This window comes from Streptomyces montanus, from assembly GCF_005786655.1.
In the GTDB taxonomy this organism is placed as follows: Bacteria; Actinomycetota; Actinomycetes; order Streptomycetales; family Streptomycetaceae; genus Streptomyces; species Streptomyces sporangiiformans.
This window is the reverse complement of sequence record NZ_VBZC01000003.1, coordinates 267,121-285,928: the sequence shown is the minus strand read 5'-3', so window position 1 is coordinate 285,928 and position 18,808 is coordinate 267,121. Positions and strand designations below refer to the sequence as shown.

14 protein-coding genes are annotated in these 18,808 nt (G+C 70.0%); 5 read left to right on the top strand and 9 right to left on the bottom strand.

Annotated features, from left to right (window positions below):
* Positions 1–269 precede the first annotated feature (269 nt).
* From FE633_RS03970 to FE633_RS03955, 4 genes are all read right to left on the bottom strand, one after another.
* On the bottom strand, positions 270–1,328 hold the full coding sequence (locus FE633_RS03970; RefSeq protein ID WP_246113395.1) for a LacI family DNA-binding transcriptional regulator: 1,059 nt from the start codon (positions 1,326–1,328) through the stop codon (positions 270–272).
* A gap of 200 nt (positions 1,329–1,528) precedes the next feature.
* The gene (locus FE633_RS03965) at positions 1,529–4,096 is read right to left on the bottom strand and encodes a polynucleotide kinase-phosphatase (RefSeq protein WP_138043645.1); all 2,568 of its coding nucleotides are present in this window, start codon (positions 4,094–4,096) and stop codon (positions 1,529–1,531) included.
* On the bottom strand, positions 4,093–5,568 hold the full coding sequence (locus tag FE633_RS03960; protein WP_138043644.1) for a 3' terminal RNA ribose 2'-O-methyltransferase Hen1: 1,476 nt from the start codon (positions 5,566–5,568) through the stop codon (positions 4,093–4,095). Before FE633_RS03960 ends, FE633_RS03965 begins: the two co-directional genes overlap by 4 nt.
* A 79-nt stretch (positions 5,569–5,647) precedes the next feature.
* On the bottom strand, positions 5,648–7,048 hold the full coding sequence (locus FE633_RS03955; RefSeq protein WP_138043643.1) for a pyridoxal phosphate-dependent decarboxylase family protein: 1,401 nt from the start codon (positions 7,046–7,048) through the stop codon (positions 5,648–5,650).
* 101 nt (positions 7,049–7,149) lie between these two features.
* Between FE633_RS03955 and FE633_RS03950 the strand changes: the two genes are divergently transcribed.
* The 3 genes from FE633_RS03950 to FE633_RS03940 all read left to right on the top strand — a co-directional run bounded on the left by FE633_RS03950 (position 7,150) and on the right by FE633_RS03940 (position 9,876).
* Positions 7,150–7,620 carry an Lrp/AsnC family transcriptional regulator gene (locus FE633_RS03950; RefSeq protein WP_138043642.1) on the top strand — a complete coding sequence of 157 codons (471 nt, stop codon included), beginning with the start codon at positions 7,150–7,152 and terminating at the stop codon, positions 7,618–7,620.
* Between the two features lie 194 nt (positions 7,621–7,814).
* Positions 7,815–8,603, top strand: coding sequence for a DeoR/GlpR family DNA-binding transcription regulator (locus tag FE633_RS03945; RefSeq protein WP_138043641.1), 789 nt, complete (start codon positions 7,815–7,817; stop codon positions 8,601–8,603).
* A 145-nt stretch (positions 8,604–8,748) separates the two neighbouring features.
* The gene (locus FE633_RS03940) at positions 8,749–9,876 is read left to right on the top strand and encodes a glycoside hydrolase family 76 protein (RefSeq protein ID WP_138043640.1); all 1,128 of its coding nucleotides are present in this window, start codon (positions 8,749–8,751) and stop codon (positions 9,874–9,876) included.
* A gap of 372 nt (positions 9,877–10,248) precedes the next feature.
* On the opposite strand, the gene FE633_RS03935 is transcribed toward FE633_RS03940, so the two are convergent.
* Positions 10,249–11,172 carry an LLM class F420-dependent oxidoreductase gene (locus FE633_RS03935; RefSeq protein ID WP_138043639.1) on the bottom strand — a complete coding sequence of 308 codons (924 nt, stop codon included), beginning with the start codon at positions 11,170–11,172 and terminating at the stop codon, positions 10,249–10,251.
* 179 nt (positions 11,173–11,351) lie between these two features.
* Here FE633_RS03935 and FE633_RS03930 point away from each other — a divergent pair, with 179 nt between their 5' ends.
* Positions 11,352–11,534 carry a hypothetical protein gene (locus FE633_RS03930; protein ID WP_138043638.1) on the top strand — a complete coding sequence of 61 codons (183 nt, stop codon included), beginning with the start codon at positions 11,352–11,354 and terminating at the stop codon, positions 11,532–11,534.
* A gap of 202 nt (positions 11,535–11,736) precedes the next feature.
* Here the strand turns inward: FE633_RS03930 and FE633_RS03925 are convergent, their stop codons facing one another.
* From FE633_RS03925 to FE633_RS03910, 4 genes are all read right to left on the bottom strand, one after another.
* Positions 11,737–12,213: a DUF6099 family protein gene (locus tag FE633_RS03925; protein WP_138043637.1), complete on the bottom strand. Its 477-nt coding sequence runs from the start codon at positions 12,211–12,213 to the stop codon at positions 11,737–11,739.
* Between the two features lie 181 nt (positions 12,214–12,394).
* Positions 12,395–12,727 (bottom strand): nucleotide pyrophosphohydrolase, encoded by a 333-nt coding sequence (locus tag FE633_RS03920; protein WP_138043636.1) that lies wholly within the window; start codon positions 12,725–12,727, stop codon positions 12,395–12,397.
* Complete coding sequence (locus tag FE633_RS03915; RefSeq protein WP_138043635.1) at positions 12,724–13,962, bottom strand: AAA family ATPase; 1,239 nt, start codon at positions 13,960–13,962, stop codon at positions 12,724–12,726. Before FE633_RS03915 ends, FE633_RS03920 begins: the two co-directional genes overlap by 4 nt.
* A gap of 89 nt (positions 13,963–14,051) precedes the next feature.
* Positions 14,052–14,441 (bottom strand): cell division protein SepF, encoded by a 390-nt coding sequence (locus FE633_RS03910; RefSeq protein WP_138043634.1) that lies wholly within the window; start codon positions 14,439–14,441, stop codon positions 14,052–14,054.
* Positions 14,442–14,752: 311 nt separating this feature from the next.
* Between FE633_RS03910 and FE633_RS03905 the strand changes: the two genes are divergently transcribed.
* Positions 14,753–18,805, top strand: a complete 4,053-nt coding sequence (locus tag FE633_RS03905) for a bifunctional nitrate reductase/sulfite reductase flavoprotein subunit alpha (protein ID WP_246113400.1) — start codon at positions 14,753–14,755, stop codon at positions 18,803–18,805.
* Positions 18,806–18,808 lie beyond the last annotated feature (3 nt).

Sequence of the window (18,808 nt, the reverse complement as noted above, 5' to 3'; positions counted from 1 at the left end):
GGTGCGGGCGGTGGCGCTGCCTCGGCCGCAGGCCGCGAGCGCGGCGGCGGAGCCGAGGCCGAGCGCGCCGCGGAGCAGGGCGCGGCGCGGCAGGGAGGGTGGGGATGGTGGGGGTGGCGGGGTGAACACGTGGCTCCTCACGTGGTGCGGCTGCGAAAGGCGCGTGCGGCGGCCGTCCCGGCGGCGCACGCGGGCAGGACGGATCGGACCGGGAGGGGAGTCGGGGGTCCGGTCTGTCCGCCGACGATTCAGCGGGGCAAGGGAGTTGGTTATGTGGGCGTCGGGCGCGCCTGCGGCAGGTGCGCGGGGCGGTCGGTGGGGGTGCGACGGGATGGGGGTGCGGTGGAGCTTCGTACGGTCAACTCGGCCGCGAGACCGTCGGGTTCGACCGGGTGGGGTCTGCCCTCGATCATGGCGAGCAGGACGTCCACGGCGCGGGTGGCGACGGCGGAGAAGTCCTGCCGGATGGTGGTCAGCGGTGGGGTCAGGTATGCGGCGGCGGGCACGTCGTCGAAGCCGACGACACTGACGTCGTCCGGGACGCGGCGCCCCGCCTCGGCGAAGGCGCGCAGGGCGCCGAGCGCCATCTCGTCGTTGGCGGCGAACACCGCGGTGAGCTCGGGCTCGCGGGCGAGGAGCCGGCCCACGCGGTAGCCGGAGGCCGGGGTCCAGTCCCCCTCCGCCGGCAGCGCGGGCTCGGGGGCACCGGCCGCGGCCAGGGCCTCGCGCCAGCCGCGTACGCGGTCGCGGGCGGCCCACCAGTCCTGAGGACCGGGGAGATGCCAGACGGTGCGGTGGCCGAGTCCGAGCAGGTGCTCCGTGGCGATGCGGGCGGCGGCGACGCCGTCGGCACAGACCATGGCGCTGGGGCCGCCGGCCATCTCCACGCCCTCGCCGAGGCTCACCATCGGCACGTCCGCCTTGAACCGGAGCGGGGTGCCGTCGTCGACGGGTTCGGACAGGACGATGCCGTCGACGCCCTGGTCCAGCAGCGACTCCACGGCCGCCGCGACACCGCCGTCCTGGCCGTCCAGGGTGCTGGCCAGGGCGAAGGAGTAGCCGGTCCGCTGCATGGCTCGTTCCAGGGCGATGAGCAGTGTCGAGGGACCGTAGAGCGCGGAGCCCAGCGAGACCACGCCGATCCGCCGGTGGCGTCCCATCAGCAGGGCACGCGCCGCGTTGTTCGGACGGTAGTCCAGCTCATGGATGACCTTGAGTACGCGGTCCCGCACCTCGGCGCTGACATGGGGTTCGCCGTTCACGACGCGGGAGACGGTCTTCTGCGAGACCCCGGCGGCGCGGGCGACCTCCGTCATGGTGGCCGGCATGGTGTCTCCCGTTCGGTCGGGCAGTTCGGGGGGAATCGACGCGAGAATTGACTACGTAGTCAGGAACGGCTCGCCGTAACGGCGGGGCGCCATGACTACGTAGTCAGGTCAGTGTTCACACGGACGAAACAGCCGTCAAGACATCGCACACACGATGTTTCCCGACGGCTGCTCCAGCCCGTGTGCTACCTGGGATCCCCCTAGAGCCGCGGATCCACCGGCTCCGACTCCAGCGCCAGCACCCCGAACACCGCCTCGTGCACCCGCCACAGCGGCTCGCCCTCCGCCAGCCGGTCCAGCGCCTCCAGCCCGAGCGCGTACTCCCGGATCGCCAGCGACCGCTTGTGGTTGAGGAAACGGCCGCGGAGACGGTCGAGGTTCTCGGGACGGGTGTACTCCGGGCCGTAGATGATCCGGAGGTACTCACGTCCGCGGCACTTGATGCCGGGCTGCACGAGCCGGCCCTCCCCGCCGCGCACGACGGCCTCGACCGGCTTGACGACCATGCCCTCGCCGCCGCGGCCGGTCATTTCCAGCCACCAGTCGACGCCGGCCCGCACCGAGTCCGGGTCACCCGTCTCCACGAAGAGCCGCCGTGTGGTCTGCAGCAGTCCCGACGTGTCGCCCGACACGAAACGGTCGATCAGCGCGAGCTGTTCGTCGTGCGGCAGCCCGGCCAGGCTCCGCCCCTGGACGGCGAGGATCTGGAAGGGCGCCAGCCGCACACCCTCCAGACCGGACGTGGTCCAGCAGTACCGCCGGTACGCCTCGGTGAACGCGGCGGCGTCCGCGGCCCGTTCGCGCTGCTTGCCGAGCAGATCCTGTACGTCGACGCCCCGCGCCGCCGCTCCTTCGAGCGCGGCGAGCGCGCCCGGGAACACGGCCGCGGAGGCGGCCCCGACCGCCGCGTACTGGGTCCGCAGCAGCCCGGACGCCTTGAGCGACCACGGCATCAACTCGGCGTCGAGCAGCACCCAGTCAGTGTCGAGCTCCTCCCACAGCCCGGCCTCGGTCATCGCACGGCGCATCCGTCCGAGGATCTCCTCGGTGACGGCGGAGCCCGCGGCGGAGCCGCTGATTGATTCCGTGAAGAAGGGCCGCCCCGTACGGGTGTAGAGGGAACCGGTCGGACCGTCCACCCCGAAGCGCTCGCGCGCGGCCTCCGCGTCCCGGCACACCAGCGCCACCGCTCGCGAGCCCATGTGCTTCTCCTCGCAGACGACTCGCGCGACCCCGTCCGCCTGGTACTGCGCGAAAGCCTCGGCGGGGTGCTCCAGATAGCCGTCGATGTGCGAGGTCGCCGTCGGGGCCATCGTCGGCGGCAGGTACGGCATCAGACGCGGGTCCACGGCGAAGCGGCTCATGACCTCCAGGGCCGCGGCCGCGTTCTCCTCGCGCACCGACACCCGGCCCGCGTGGCGGGTCTCCACGACCCGGCGGCCGTGCACGTCCGCGAGGTCGAGCGGCCGCCCGTCGTGTCCGCCGGGCGCCTCGGTCCTGAGCGGCTTGGCCGGCTCGTACCAGACCCGCTCGGCCGGTACGTCGACGAGCTCGCGCTCGGGCCAGCGCAGCGCGGTGAGTTTGCCGCCGAAGACGGCACCGGTGTCGAGGCATATGGTGTTGTTCAGCCAGGTCGCGGTGGGGACCGGCGTGTGGCCGTACACCACGGCCGCGCGGCCCCGGTACTCCTCCGCCCACGGGTAGCGCACGGGCAGCCCGAACTCGTCGGTCTCACCGGTCGTATCGCCGTACAGCGCGTGCGAGCGCACGCGGCCCGAGGTGCGGCCGTGGTACTTCTCGGGCAGCCCGGCGTGGCAGACCACCAGGCGGCCCTCGTCGAGGACGTAGTGACTGACGAGTCCGTCGACGAACTCCCGCACCTGCTGCTTGAACTCCTCGCTCTCGTCCTCCATCTGCTCGATCGTCTCGGCGAGACCGTGCGTGTGCTGGACCTTGCGGCCCTTGAGGTAACGCCCGTACTTGTTCTCGTGGTTGCCGGGCACGCACAGCGCGTTGCCCGATCCGACCATGGACATCACACGGCGCAGCACGCCCGGGGTGTCGGGGCCGCGGTCGACGAGGTCGCCGACGAAGACAGCCGTACGGCCCTCGGGGTGCGCCCCCTCCACGTAGCCCAACTTGCCGAGCAGCGACTCCAGTTCGGACGCGCAGCCGTGGATGTCGCCGATGATGTCGAATGGACCGGTGAGATGGGTCAGGTCGTTGAACCGCTTCTCGGTGCGGATCCCGGCGTTCTCGATCTCCTCCACACCCCGCAGGATGTGCACCTTGCGGAAGCCCTCGCGCTCCAAGTGCCGCAGCGATCGCCTCAGTTCGCGGGTGTGGCGCTGGATGACGCGGCGCGGCATGCCGGCCCGGTCGGAACGCGCGGCGTTGCGCTCGGCGCACACCTCTTCCGGCACGTCGAGGACGATGGCGATGGGCAGCACGTCGTGCTTCTTGGCCAGGTCGATCAGCTGTTTGCGGCTCTCCTGCTGCACGCTGGTGGCGTCGACCACGGTGCGCCGGCCCGCCGCGAGCCGCTTGCCCGCGATGTAGTGCAGCACGTCGAAGGCGTCCCCGCTGGCGCTCTGGTCGTTCTCGTCGTCGGCGACGAGGCCGCGGCAGAAGTCGCTGGAGATGACCTCGGTCGGCTTGAAGTTCCGCCGCGCGAAGGTGGACTTGCCCGACCCGGACGCACCGATCAGCACGACGAGGGAGAGGTCGGTGACGGGCAGCGTGCGCCCCTTGGTCTCTGTGGTGGTCATGCGGCCTTCTCCTCCTTCGCGGTGCCGGCGGCAGCGCTCATCGTGAACACGGCCATCTGAGTCGGCGGCCCCACCTCGGGGTCGTCGGGTCCTACGGGGGCGAACTCCACTCCGTACCCGTGGCGCTCGGCCACCGCCCGCGCCCAGGTACGGAACTCCTCGCGCGTCCACTCGAAGCGGTGGTCGCCGTGCCGGACGTGCCCGGCGGGGAGGGTCTCCCAGCGGACGTTGTACTCGACGTTCGGCGTGGTCACGAGGACGGTCCTGGGGCGTGCGGAGCCGAACACGGCGTACTCCAGGGCGGGCAGCCGCGGCAGGTCGAGGTGCTCGATGACCTCGCTGAGCACGGCGGCGTCGTATCCCTTGAGCCGGTTGTCGGTGTACGCGAGCGAGCCCTGCAGGAGCTTGACGCGCTCGGCCTGCCGCTCCCCCATCCGCTCCAGCTTGAGCCGGCGCGAGGCGATGGTGAGCGCGCGCATCGACACATCGACACCGACGATCTCGGTGAACCGCGTGTCCTTCAGCAGCGCCTGCACCAACTGCCCCTGCCCGCACCCGAGATCGAGTACCCGGCCCGCCCCGGCGGCCCGCAGCGCCTCGACGATCGCGCCCCGTCGCTGCTCGGCGAGCGGTACGGGCTTCTCGTCCGTGTCCGTCCGTTCGTCCACCGCGTTGTCGATCTCCTCGACCTCGCTGTCGTCCGCCTCGGCCAGCCGGACGAGCTCCAGACGCTCCATGGCCTGCCGGGTCAGTGACCAACGGCGCGACAGATAGCGGCTGGTGATCAGCTTCTGCTCCGGGTGGTCGGGCAGCCAGCCCTCACCGGCGCGCAGCAGCTTGTCGACCTCGTCGGTCGCGACCCAGTAGTGCTTGGCGTCGTCGAGGACGGGGAGCAGAACGTACAGATGACGCAGCGCCTGCGCGAGGGTCAGCTCGTCCGACTCCAGTACGAGGTGTACGTAACGGGAGTCGCCCCACTCCGGGAACTCGGCGTCCAGCACCACGGCCTGAGCGGTCACCGTCCAGCCGAGCGGCTCGAAGAGTCCCCGTACGAGGTCGATCCCGCCGCGCGCGGGCAGTGCGGGCACCTCGATGCGCAGGGGCAGCGGCTGCCCGGCCCGGTCGGGCTTCGCGGTGCACCGGCCCTTCATCGCGCTGGAGAACACACTGCTCAGCGCCACGGCGAGCAGCGACGAGGCGGCGTACGGGCGGTCGTTGACGTACTGCGCGAGCGCGGCGTCCGGCGCGCCGCCCCGTCCCTTGCCCTTCCCGCGCCGGACCAGCGCCACCGCGTCGACCTCCAGCAGCAGCGCCGCCGTGCAGCGCTCCGCGCTCGCCTCCGGGTAGAGGACGTGCGCCGTGCCGTAGGACAGCTTGGTCGAGAATGGATTGTCAGGGTGCTTGTGGAGCAAGAATCCCAGGTCAGTGGCCGGGTGCTGCTCGTTGCCGGTGGTTGAGATCGTCAGGAACACGAGACTGAGTATGTGTGCGAGTGGGCCCATGCCGGTACTGGATTACCCAGGAAAGGCAGAGATCCAAGCCGGTCACGCACTAGCTGAGCTTGCGGAGAGTGCGGAGCGTGTCGATGACGTCGCCGGCACGGGTGTCCGGGTTGACGAAGGCCAAGCGCAGAACCGTTGCGCCGTTCCACTGGGTCGGCACGCACAGCATGGCGCCCGTTTCGGCGGCACGGGCGGACCATGACGCGTAGTCCTGCGGGCCCCAGCCAGGGTGTTCGAAGACGACGACGGAAAGCTCGGGCTCGATCGTCAGGCGTAGATGGTCACTGGCGCGTATGGCGTCGGCGACCAGTCGGCTGGTGGTCAGTGTCTGTTCCACGGCACGCGAGTATCGCTCGGTTCCGTGCACGGCCAGGCTGAACCAGAGCGGCAGACCGCGGGCACGGCGGCTGAGGTGGAGAGCCAAATCCGACGGATTGTGGACGTCGCGGTCGATGGCGTCGAGATAGTGCGCCGACTGACTGTGCGCGGCGCGTGCCGCTGCGGGGTCCCGGTAGAGCAGTGCGCAGCAGTCGTAAGGGGCGAAGAGCCATTTGTGGGGATCGACGATGAAGCTGTCGGCGCGTTCGATGCCGGAGTAGAGGTGCCGAACGCTGGGTGCCGCCAGGCCCGCTCCGCCGTAGGCACCGTCGACGTGCAGCCACACCTGGTGGCGTTCGCACGCCTCGGCGATGTCATCGAGGTCGTCGATGAGACCGGCATTGGTGGTCCCGGCGGTCGCCACCACGGCGAACACGCCGGTCGTGGAGTCCAGGACCGCGTTCACGGCGGCTCCGGTGAGGTGTCCCCGCTGGTCCACGGGTGCGGTGACGACCGCGACGTCCATCGCTTGTGCCGCGGACCTGATCGAGGAGTGGGCGCTGTCGGCGCACACGATTTTCCAGCCGTCCGTCGGCCGGGGGCGGGATGCGGCGGCAGCGGCGCGGGCCGTGATGAGAGCCGAGAGGTTGCCCATGGTGCCGCCGCTGACGAAGCATCCTGCTGCGGTGCTGGGCCATCCGAGCAACTGGGTGAGCCAGGCCAACGCCTCGTTCTCGGCGTGGATGGCACCGGCTCCCGACTCCCAGATGCCCGCGAAGATGTTCGCCGCGCTGGTGACCGCGTCGAAGGCGAGTGCGGCACGGGTGGGGGCCGCGGGGATGTACGCGAGGTTCATCGTCCCGTTCTGGGCGCGGGTGGCAGGGGCCAGGACTCGGTCGAAGAGTTTGAGGGCCGCGGCGCTGCCGATTCCCCAGGGGGTGATGGCCGTACCGGCCGCGAGGGCGAGGTCGGCGGCGGGGCGGGCGCCTGCCACGGGATCCGGAGCCTGCATGATGCGCCGGCGCGCGTAGTCGATCGCGGCCGCCACGATCTCGTCCTCATCACCCCATAGCCGGAGGTCGACGCGGGGCGCCCTGTTCGCTGACGTGTTGTCGCATTGCGCTTTTTGCATGGCGAGAACCTAGGAAGGCGCATCGGAATGCGCAATATGCAGCAAGATATGTGAGCAGAATGCTCAATGCGGGGCGCCCGCGCTGTGCCATACTGAGCACCATGCGAAACGTCGACGCTCTCGACGCCCGGATCCTCCTGGCGCTCGACGCGGACCCACGGGCCACGACCGTCGCCCTGGCCGACCGACTCGGTCTGGCCCGCAACACCGTGCAGGCGCGTCTGAAGCGACTTGAAGAAAGCGGTCAATTGGGGGAGCACAGTCGGCGCGTGGCACCCGCGGGTCTCGGCTATCCGCTGCTGGCCCTCATCACGATGTCGATCAGTCAGCGCGTGGGGCAGCCCACCCAGGAGGCGATCCTGCGCATTCCCGAGGTGGTCGAGTTGCTCGTCACCACCGGCGACGGCGACCTGCTCGCCCGCGTTGTCGCCCGGGACACCGAAGACCTGCACCGCATCACGAACCTGTTGCTGGAAGCGCCTGGGGTCGTCCGGTCCAACACCACCATTGTCCTGCTCGAGGTACAGCCCTTCAGTGTCCGGTCCCTGCTGGAGCGGCACGCCGGTCCCTGACGTGGAGCGGATGGCTCGAGCTGCGGAACGGTCGACTTCTCATTCCGGGCCTCTCCCCCCCCCGCTGCCGCCCGAGACTTCTGGATGCTCAACATTGAGCAAATGCCGAGGCGCTTGACGAACTTCGACCACCCAATACGAACTCAAGCCCCCATGTATGGCTGAAGTCGGTCAAGCAGTGCTACTTTCGGCGCGTGACATCGAGCAAGCGGCGCGCGAGGATCGTGAAGTCACTCCGGACGACGGGCGGTGTGGCCTCGGTACGCGACCTGGCGGAGCGGCTCCAAGTGAGCGAGTCCACGATCCGCCGCGACCTGACGCGGCTGGACCGCGACGGCGAGCTCATCCGGACCTACGGCGGCGCCGCCCTGTCTTTGCGCGCGAGCGCCGAGGCCGCGGCGGAGGGAGCGCTCAGCGAAGATCCGTTCGACGTCTCGGCATCGCACGACATGGCGATGAAGGAGGCCATGGCCGCCCGCGCCGCCGAACTCGTCGCGGACGACAGCGTGGTCGTTCTGGACATCGGCACCAGCACGTCATTGATCGCCCGCAAACTGCGCGGCCGCCCGGTCACGGTGATCACCAGCAACGTGGCCGTGCTGGACGAGCTGCGGGACGACGACACCGTACGACTGGTCCTGCTCGGCGGCGTACTACGCCGCAACTACCAGTCCCTGGTCGGCTCGCTCACCGAGACGGCGCTGCGCCAGATCAGCGCCGACCTGCTCTTCCTGAGCTGCACGGGTGTGCGCGCCAGCGGGCACGTCGTCGACGACATGGCCGTCGAGGCGCCCATCAAGCAGGCGATGATCGAGGGCGCCGACCGCGTGGTGCTGGTGGCCGCCGAGACCAAGTTCCCCGGTACCGGCAGCCTGCGCCTCTGTTCGCTCTCCGACGTCGATGTACTGGTCACCACCGCCGGCGCCGACCCTCAGACGCTGGACTTCTGCCGCCAGGCGGGCGGAAAGGTGATCACCGCGTGACCGCGTGACCGCGAGACCGCAAGGAAGCCGTTCGTTTCACGGCTGGGCGACCCCCGCCACCCTCCACCCCTCAGTCCGCACCCGCACCGTCCTACCCCTACCCCCCACGCAAGGAGCAGCGCCCTCTACACAAGGAGTTCCCGACATGCACAGATGGGCTCGAAGATTGTGGACCACCGCGGGCGCCGCCGCCTGCGGTGTAGTTCTGTCCCTGCTCGCGACCGCCGTACCGACCCAGGCCGCCTCTCCGGCCGTCCCCACCACCGCTCGCACCAGGGCCACCGCGGCCGTGGACGCGATGATGGGCTTCTACGACCAGGAGACCGGCCGCTGGCAACCCGAGTCACCGTGGTGGCAGTCGGGGAACGCCCTCCAGGCGCTTGTGGACTACATGGCGAAGACCGGGTCGCGAAAATACATGTCCGAGGTCAAGAACACCATCGCCGTCCAGCGCGCACCCCTGGAGTGGTGGCCGCAGGGCGGAGGCGAGTTCAGGGCCGACTCCACGGACGACACCGGCTGGTGGGCGCTGGCCATGACCCGTGTGTACGACCTCACCCGCGACCAGAAGTACCTCGACATCGCCAAGCTGGACGAGGCCTACATGCGCGACTACTGGGACGACACCTGTGGCGGCGGCATCTGGTGGGACATCCCGGCCAAGAGCTACAAGAACGCGATCAGCATCGAGCTGTACATCAAGCTCGCCGCCTCGCTGCACAACCGGATTCCTGGTGACAGGGTCTACCTGGCCCACGCCCTGGAAGCGTGGAACTGGTTCAAGAACAGCGGGATGATCAACAGCGATCACCTCGTCAACGACGGCCTGAACACCCAGAGCGGCGGCTGCGCCAACAACGGCGGCACCACCTGGACCTACAACCAGGGAGTGGTCCTGGGCGGACTCGCCGAGCTGTACAAGGCCACCGGTGACAAGAGCCTGCTCACCGATGCCCGCGACATCGCCGACGCGGTGATCGCCAGTCCGTCCCTCACCCAGAACGGCATCCTGACCGAGCCCTGCCAGGCGGCGGAAAACTGCAACTCCGACCAGGCAGCCTTCAAGGGCGTCTTCGCGCGCAATCTCGGCGAACTCGACGCCCTCCTCACCGGACATCCCTACCGCAGCTACCTGCGCGCACAGGCCTCCTCCGCGTACACCAACAGCCGGAACAGCTCGCATCAGTACGGACTGAGCTGGGCCGGACCGTTCGACCAAGCGACCATCGGCCGTCAGGAGTCGGCGGTGTCGCTGCTGACCTCCGTTCTGTGACCCACGCACCCGCCCGGTGCACTGCGCGTGCTGCCCCTCAGGACGGGCAACACCCAGTGCACCGGGTGGAGTTGCCACAGGCCCGGAACCACTTGGCCGGCCTGAAGGAGCGTGACGTGGAATCAGACGATCCCAACTCGGGCCTCGGCGGTTCATACACGGGAGGCGATTCAGCGGAGTCCGTGAACCGGCGACCTCCCCCGATCCGACGGTGATCCGTCGACCAGCTCATCCAGGCTCGGCGTGGGGGACGGACCCTCCCGGTCCGCATGACCTGACCCGTCCCGGTCCGCCCGACGGGGAGCGGTCTCCCCGGGGCGGTCTGCCCGCCCTCGGCCCGGGCCGAGGGCGGGACAGCGCGTGCGGTTCGGGTTACGGCAGCTGGGACTGCACCCGCGTGGAGATCAGGTCCAGGTGGTCCAGGTCGTCGAGGTCGAGGATCTGGAGGTAGATCCGCTGGGCGCCGATGTCGGCGTACCGGCCGATCTTGTCGACGACCTCGTCCGGGGAACCCGCCAGACCGTCGGCCTTCAGATCGTCGACCTCGCGGCCGATGGCGGCGGCCCGGCGGGCGACCTCCGCGTCGTCCTTGCCGACGCAGGCGACGAGCGCGTTGGAGTACACCAGGTCGTCGGCCTTCCGGCCGGCCTGCTCCGCCGCCGCCCGTACGCGGCCGAACTGGCGCTCGCTGTCCGCGATCGACCCGAACGGCATGTTGAACTCGTCGGCGTACTGGGCCGCGAGGCGCGGGGTGCGCGTCGCGCCGTGGCCGCCGATGAGTACCGGGATCTTCGCCTGCGCGGGCTTGGGCAGCGCGGGCGAGTCGGTGAGCTGGTAATAAGTGCCGTCATAGTCAAAGGTCTGGCCGGTCTCCGTCGCCCACAGTCCCGTGACGATCGCCAGCTGCTCTTCGAGGCGGGCGAACTTCTCCTTCGGGAACGGGATGCCGTACGCCGTGTGCTCCTCCTCGAACCAGCCCGCGCCCAGGCCCAGTTCGACTCGGCCGCCGGACATCTGGTCGACCTGGGCGACCTGGATGGCCAGGACGCCGGGCAGGCGGAAGGTACCGGCCGTCATCAGGGTGCCGAGCCGTATGCGCTTGGTCTCGCGGGCGAGCCCGGCCAGGGTGACCCAGGCATCGGTGGGGCCGGGTAGGCCGTCCACAGGACCCATCCGCAAGTAGTGGTCGGAGCGGAAGAAGGCGTCGAAGCCCAGGTCTTCGGTGGCCTTCGCCACGGTGAGCAGGGTGTCGTAGGTCGCCCCTTGCTGGGGCTCGGTGAAGATTCGAAGATCCATGCCTCCATCCTGCACGGTCGGACGTCGGTCAACGCCATGGTTTCGAGGTTCCCCCTCGTCCATGGGTGACCGGCCCCGATGGTGATCGTTTGCTCGTGCGGAGCCGGACCGCCCGGCGCGTTACTTGTTCTCCCCGCGCGTTCTCCCCGCGTGGGAGGCGAAGGCCCGAGGAGGCCGTCATGTCCCAGGAAGCCGTTCCCTCGTCGCAGCCCAAGAGTTTGCTGCAACAGATGGAGGAGCTGATGGCGGTACTCAACGCGAATCTGGCGCGGCTCGACGCCGATCTCCCCTCCTCGCCCCGCCGCCCGGCCCCGGCGGGGACCGGAACCGGGGCCCGCACCGACGATCCGGACCACACCTGACCATCCGCCGCCTTTTTCGCCCCCGCCGCCCCTACCCGTTCCCATCCCCTGGGGCTCCGCCCCAGACCCCGCTCCTCAAACGCCGGAGGGGCTGAATTCAGCCCGTCCGGCGTTTGAGGACGAGGCCGCCAGGCCGATACGGGGGTCTGGGGGCGGAGCCCCCAGGTTGAGGATGGGACGGGTAGGGGCGGCGGGCGAGAAACTACCCCGCCGCAGACCCCCGCTCCGGCATCATCCGATCCCGCACCGCAAGCCTCCGCAATATCTCGAGGACCCGGTCGCGGGACTCGTCCGCCGCGTCGATGGCCTCCATGCACTGCCAGTACGTGCCTTCGTCGTCCGCCGCGCAGGCGATCCCCACCAGGGCGATACCGACCTCACCCAAGAGACCACCGAGGTCCCGAAGAGCCTGGCGCGCATCGCCGAGCTCCGTGAGCTGAGCCGCGCGTAAGCTCACGACGCCGGACAGCGGAGCGTCCAGCACTCCACAGCCTCTGGCCGCCAGTTCGGTCAACCCCATTGCCTCGCCCCGTAATTCGGGAGGCCCGTACATCGCCACCCGACTGCCGATCGCCTGCGCCAGGGCCTGCGCCTGCCAGGCCTCCGTCATGATGTCCGTCGCGTCATCGCTTCCCGCCAAGGCACTTCTGCTCGCGTCGATGAGCCGCACCGCATCCATGTGCTGTCCTCGTCTGTCCCGACGCGTTCTTCACACGCCTGCCCGAACTCCACCGTCCACTACCCAGAGTGAAGGTCCGTGGGACGAAAAGCCAGAGGTAGACGGAAATCTGTGGACAAAGAATCGAATCTGTACAGCAGCATGACTCCATAGAGTGACGATTGCCGCTACACCACCCCTCTCACGGCCCCTCTCCCACCGGAAACCTGCGCTCATTGCGGTCAATCTTCGCGTCCAGCGCCGCAAGAGGATCGATGCCGAGCACCTCGCACAGCTGCAGCAAGTACGCCAGTACATCCGCGACTTCGTCGGTCACACGGGGCGCCTTTTCCGGATCGTCCATCACCCGCGCCGACTCCTCGGGGGTCAGCCACTGGAAGATCTCGACGAGCTCGGAGGCCTCGACACTGAGAGCGGCGACGAGGTTCTTGGGTGTGTGGTAGGGCTGCCAGTTCCGCGCCGCCGCGAACTCGGCCAGCCTGCGCTGGAGCTTCGCCACATCAAGTTCTGTCACGGCTCCAGGTCTACCACCGTGACCCCGCCCACCCCCGAGGCCCTGGACGCGTCACTCACGGCACCCACCAGCCGAATGTGCCCCCGCTCGCACATCCGCGCCGCCAGCCGTACGAGCTGCTCCCGTTGCCGTGCGTCCAGGTCACGGTCGAAGCCGTCGGCGAGGACCGTGAGTGTCTGGAGCGCCTCGGGCACTTCCCCCACCGTGTCGACCTCCAGCACACCGGGGCCGGTGAGGAGCACCAGGGCAAGCCCCAGATACCTCAACTCCCCGTCCCCGAGGAGTCCGAGAGGCGTCCGCAGTCCGTCGCCACGGTCGAGCACGGCCCGAACCGCCTGCGCCATCCCCCTCCCGGCCACCACCCCCATCCCGGCCGCCACCCCGATCCCGGCCTCCATCCCCCTCCCCGCTCCCGTCCCCTCGCCGGACACCCGCTCCGCCAACACGTCGACGACCCGCCCCGCGCACCCCTCCCGCACCGCCGCGACGAGCTGCCCGTGCCGTCGCCCGCACTCCGACCGGGTACGCCACAGCACCTCGGCGAGGTTGCCGCAGCCCCGCAGCAACCGCCCCGCGCCGAGCGGAACGGCGGCCCGCATGTGCCCGGGTACGGGGTCGCAGGCGAAGACGGACCGCAGGGCGACCACCATCTGCTCGGCGGCGGCGAGGACTTGGCGTTCGCCGTCCGTCCTGCCCGCGACGCGCAGCGGCAGCAGTGCGGTGCCGAGCCGGTCGTCGGGGAGCGGGGCCCGGGTCACGGGGGACGAGCCCGCCGTGTACCAGGCCGCCTGCACGACGGGCCGGCTCGGGTCGCGCAGGGCAGTCTCCAGCAGGGTCACCCCACCGGTCGTCAACCGCTCGCCCACGATGCGCAGTTCGGGTTCGGCCTGCACGGCGAGGTCGAGCCGTACGGCCCCGGCGGGACCGTCGACCGTACAGCCGATGCGGAAGCCACGCCGCCGCTGCGCGTCCGGCCGCGCACGCTCGGGAACGCAGGCGTCCGGACAGGGGAACACCTCGTCCAGTGCGGCACCGCCGCCCAGTCGCGCCAGGGCCTCGTACGCCCGTAGCGCGCTGCTCTTGCCGCTGCCGCTGGGACCCGCGAACAAGGTCAGCGGCCCGAGCGCGAACTCCGCCCGCCGGTGCCTTGCGAATGCGGCGAGCCGCAGGGCGGTGACGCTCGGCCGGTCCCTGCCTGCCACAACAACGTCTACGGGATCAAGCGGCACGGTCATATGCGGACGGTAAGTCTCCGCCCCACTGCCGAACCGTTCCTCCTGGCACGCCTTCCTACGATCGAGGGATCAACGGGGCGGTCCTGTCCTCAGGTCCCGGGAACCCCCGCGTCCTCCATCAGCCCTCGCACCTCGGTCCCCGGCGGCGTGAGAAGGAACACGTTCCGGTCGACCCGGTGCATCCCGCTCGCGAGCCCGAAGACCACGCCCGTGCTGAAGTCGAGCACGCGCTTCGCGACGTCCGGCTCGGCGCCGGTGAGGTCGAGGAGGACCGGAATGCCTGCCATCAGGGTCTCGGCGACCTCACGCGCGTCCGCGAAGATATTGACTCTGATCACGACGAAGCGGCGGCGCGTCTCGGTCTCCGCGTCGGGAAGCGCCCGGTGGTCGACCGCCGACGGCCAGGCGTCACGGCCACGCAACGGCACGACCTGGGCGAGCCCCTCCCACTGTTCATCGGTGACGTCGTGGCTGTTCACCGGCTCCCCCCGACCTCACTCGCACTGATTTCCTGCACCGGGCAATTCTTGCGCATCGTCACCCGTTCAGCCGAACAGCGACACGGACCGCGACGTGCCCGGTAGCTTCTCACATCGCGCCGACGACGGCTGTGTGGCGCATGTAACCCCTCATGATCGCGCCATGTGACACAGGCGTAACGGGCAATTCGTACGCTCGCAAAGATCGAGGTTCCATGCAGAAAGGGCAGCGCGTGACGACGACCCCCACGAAGGGGACCCCCACGACGCACGTGCGCACGGTCTGCTCGTACTGCGGTGTGGGCTGCGGGATGGTCCTCGACATCGGGATGGGCCCGGACGGACGGCGTACGGTCCTGAAGGCGTCCGGCGACAAGGCGCACCCCGCGAACTTCGGACGGCTGTGCACCAAGGGCGCGACCACGGCCGACATGCTCGCCGCGCCCGGACGGCTCGGCACGGCTCTCGTACGGGACGACCGTGGCGCGGAACCCGTACCCGCGCCCGTGGACGCGGCGATCGCCGAGACGGCCCGGCGGCTTCGCGCGATCATCGACGAGCACGGCCCGGACGCGCTCGCCCTCTATGTCTCCGGGCAGATGAGCCTGGAGGCCCAGTACCTGGCGAACAAGCTGGCCAAGGGGTTCGTGCGGACGAACCAGATCGAGTCGAACTCACGGCTCTGCATGGCGAGCGCGGGCACCGGCTACAAGCTGTCCCTCGGCGCCGACGGTCCGCCCGGCTCGTACCAGGACTTCGAGAAGGCGGACGTCTTCTTCGTCATCGGCTCGAACGCGGCGGACTGCCACCCGATCCTGTTCCTGCGGATGATGGACCGGGTCAAGGCGGGCGCGAAACTCATCGTCGTCGATCCGCGGCGTACCGCCACCGCCGACAAGGCCGATCTGTTCCTGCAGATCAACCCGGGCACGGACCTGGCACTGCTGAACGGGCTGCTGCATCTGCTGCACGAGAACGGCCGCACCGATCCCGAGTTCATCGCCGCGCACACCGAGCGCTGGGAGGCGATGCCCGGCTTCCTCGCCGACTATCCGCCCGCCACCGTCGCCGAGATCACCGGCATTCCGGAGGCCGACATCCGCGAGGCCGCCTCGCTGATCGGCCGGGCGGGCGAGTGGATGAGCCTGTGGACCATGGGCCTCAACCAGTCCACGCACGGCACCTGGAACACGAACGCCCTGGTCAACCTGCATCTCGCGACCGGTGCGATCTGCCGCCCCGGCTCAGGGCCCTTCTCCCTCACCGGCCAGCCCAACGCCATGGGCGGTCGCGAGATGGGATACATGGGGCCGGGTCTGCCCGGGCAGCGCTCCGTCCTCGTCGACGAAGAGCGTGCCTTCGTCGAGGAGTTGTGGGAACTGCCCCCGGACACGCTCCGGAAGGACGGCGTCGGGCAGGGCACCGTCGAGATGTTCCAGAAGATGGCGGACGGCGAGATCAAGGCCTGCTGGATCATCTGCACCAACCCCGTCGCCTCGGTCGCCAACCGCAAGACCGTCATCGAGGGGCTGGAGGCCGCCGAGTTCGTCGTCGCACAGGACGTCTTCGCGGAGACCGAGACCAACGCGTACGCCGATGTCGTACTCCCCGGCGCCCTGTGGACCGAGACCGAGGGCGTCCTCATCAGCAGCGAGCGCAATCTCACCCTCGCGCAGCCGGCCGTGGACCCGCCCGGGGAGGCGCTCCCGGACTGGGAGATCATCGCGCGGGTGGCCTGCGCGATGGGGTACGAGAAGGGCTTCTCGTACCAGAGCGCGGAGGAGATCTTCGAGGAGATCAAGCGCGCTTGGAACCCCAAGACGGGTTGGGATCTGCGGGGTGTGACGTACGAGCGGCTGCGGGGTACGTCCGTGCAGTGGCCGGCCGCGCGCGAGGACGGGCCGGACCGGAATCCGATTCGGTACGTGGACGCGGAAGGCGACGGGGGGCCGTCCTTCCCCACGGCCAGCGGGCGGGCCGTGTTCTACGCGCGGCCGCACGTCCCGGCCGCCGAGATGCCCGACGACGACTTCCCGTTCGTACTGAACACCGGGCGGCTTCAGCACCAGTGGCACACGCTGACCAAGACGGGGAAGGTGGCCAAGCTCAACAAGCTCAATCCCGGGCCGTTCGTGGAGCTGCATCCGCAGGACGCGCGGGAGTTGGGGATCGCCGAGGGGGACGGGGTCGAGGTCGCCTCGCGGCGGGGGCGGGCCGTGCTGCCCGCCGTGGTGACGGACCGGGTCCGGCCGGGGTGCTGCTTCGCGCCGTTCCACTGGAACGACCTGTTCGGGGAGTATCTGAGCATCAACGCGGTCACCAGTGACGCGGTCGATCCGGTGTCGTTCCAGCCTGAGTTGAAGGTCTGCGCGGTGTCGTTGGTGAAGGTTTCCTCGCCCCCGCCGCCCCTACCCGACCCATCCCTGTTGGCTCCACCCCCAGACCCCGGTATCGGCCTGACGGCGTCCTCAAACGCCGGACGGGCTGAACTGAGCGCCCTCGGTCTTGATCCCGCCCCTCCGCCCGTGCTCACCGCGCAGGAACGCCAGTACCTCAGTGGATTTCTCGCCGGGCTGCCCGCGGGTGCCCCGGGGGTGCCCGTGCTCCCGCCGGACGCCCCGTTCAGCCCCGAGCACGCGCTGTGGGTGAACGGTGTCCTCGCCGGCATGTACTCCAGGTCGGCGGACACGCCACCGGCCCCGAGCGTTCCCGTGCGCGAGGTCGTCGTGTTGTGGGCCTCGCAGACCGGTAACGCCGAGGAGTTCGCGGTGGCCGCCGCCGAGCGGCTTGCCGCGACCGGGCACAAGGCCACACTGGTCGGCATGGACAACGCCGATCCGCGCGCGCTGCCGCCGGGTGCGGATCTGCTGCTGATCACGAGCACGTTCGGCGACGGCGACGCGCCCGACAACGGCTCGGGCTTCTGGGACACACTGGCCACGGCCGAGCCGCCGCGCATGGACGGTGTGCGCTATGCCGTGCTGGCCCTGGGCGACTCCTCGTACGACGACTTCTGCGGCCACGGTCGCCGACTCGACCAGCGGCTGGGCGAGTTGGGGGCGGTGCGGCTCGCTCCGCGTACCGACTGCGAGCCGGACTACGAGCCCTCCGCACAGGCGTGGCTCGACCAGGTGCTCACCGCGCTGAGCACCAAGGCCACCCCGGGACGGCCGACCGTCGAAGCGCCGGCGGCCGTCGAAGCGGCAACGGCCATCGAGGCTCCACAGTCCGTCCGCTCCCGCAAGGCGGCACCCGTCACCGCCCGGCTCACCGGCAACCGGCTGCTCAGCCTTCCCGGCGCGGACAAGGAGGTCCGCCGGTTCACCTTCGACACCCGGGAGAGCGAGAGCCCGCTGACGTACGAGGCCGGGGACGCGCTCGGGGTCCGGCCGGTCAACTCCCCCGCCCTGGTGAGCGAGTGGCTGGCGGTGACCGGGCTGGACTCCTCGGCCACCGTGGACGTGAGCGGAGTGGGGGAGACTTCCTTCGCCGAGGCCCTGAGCCGGTATCTCGACATCACCCGGATCACCAGCGATCTGCTGCGCTTCGTCTCCGAACGCACCCGCGACAACCGGGAGTTGAAGAGGCTGCTGCGGCCCGACAACAAGGACGGGTTCGCCAAGTGGAGCTGGGGCCGACAGGCCGTCGACGTCATCGCCGAGCACCCCGTGCGGGCGAGCGCGCGCGAGTGGGCCGCGGCGCTCAAGCCGCTGCAGCCCCGCCTGTACTCCATATCGTCGAGTCCGCTGGTAGATCCACACCTCGTATCGCTGACGGTCTCCGTCGTGCGGTACGAGAACCTGAGCGGCCAGGCGCGTGGCGGGGTCTGCTCGCCCTTCCTGGCCGACGCCGAGCCGGACACGCCCGTGCCGGTGTTCGTGCAGCGCTCCCCGTACTTCAGGCCGCCCGCGGATCCGGCGACGCCGATGGTGATGGTCGGGCCCGGGACCGGAGTCGCGCCGTTCATGGGCTTCCTGCAAGAGCGCCGGGCACTCGGCCACCGGGCCCCGAACTGGCTGTTCTTCGGTGAGCAGCACCGCGCCACCGACTTCTACTACGAGGACGAGCTGACGGCCTTCCTCGCCGACGGCACCCTCACCCGCCTCGACACCGCGTTCTCCCGCGACCAGCGCGCCAAGGTCTACGTCCAGGACAGGATGCGCGAACACGGGCCCGAGCTGTGGCACTGGCTCCAGGACGGCGCCCGTTTCTACGTCTGCGGGGACGCCTCCCGCATGGCCAAGGACGTCGACCAGGCGCTGCGGGACATCGCCGTCACGCACGGCGGGCTGGGCGAGGCGGAGGCGGCCGCGTACGTCAAGCAGCTCGCGGCGGACAAGCGGTACGTCAGGGACGTCTACTGACCG

Bases quoted from the DNA above. Each gene is read 5' to 3' on its own strand.
- FE633_RS03970 (WP_246113395.1), bottom strand. From the start codon at position 1,328: ATGCCGGCCACCATGACGGAGGTCGCCCGCGCCGCCGGGGTCTCGCAG.
- FE633_RS03965 (WP_138043645.1), bottom strand. From the start codon at position 4,096: ATGACCACCACAGAGACCAAGGGGCGCACGCTGCCCGTCACCGACCTC.
- FE633_RS03955 (WP_138043643.1), bottom strand. From the start codon at position 7,048: ATGCAAAAAGCGCAATGCGACAACACGTCAGCGAACAGGGCGCCCCGC.
- FE633_RS03950 (WP_138043642.1), top strand. From the start codon at position 7,150: ATGCGAAACGTCGACGCTCTCGACGCCCGGATCCTCCTGGCGCTCGAC.
- FE633_RS03940 (WP_138043640.1), top strand. From the start codon at position 8,749: ATGCACAGATGGGCTCGAAGATTGTGGACCACCGCGGGCGCCGCCGCC.
- FE633_RS03935 (WP_138043639.1), bottom strand. From the start codon at position 11,172: ATGGATCTTCGAATCTTCACCGAGCCCCAGCAAGGGGCGACCTACGAC.
- FE633_RS03930 (WP_138043638.1), top strand. From the start codon at position 11,352: ATGTCCCAGGAAGCCGTTCCCTCGTCGCAGCCCAAGAGTTTGCTGCAA.
- FE633_RS03925 (WP_138043637.1), bottom strand. From the start codon at position 12,213: ATGGATGCGGTGCGGCTCATCGACGCGAGCAGAAGTGCCTTGGCGGGA.
- FE633_RS03915 (WP_138043635.1), bottom strand. From the start codon at position 13,962: ATGACCGTGCCGCTTGATCCCGTAGACGTTGTTGTGGCAGGCAGGGAC.
- FE633_RS03905 (WP_246113400.1), top strand. From the start codon at position 14,753: ATGGTCCTCGACATCGGGATGGGCCCGGACGGACGGCGTACGGTCCTG.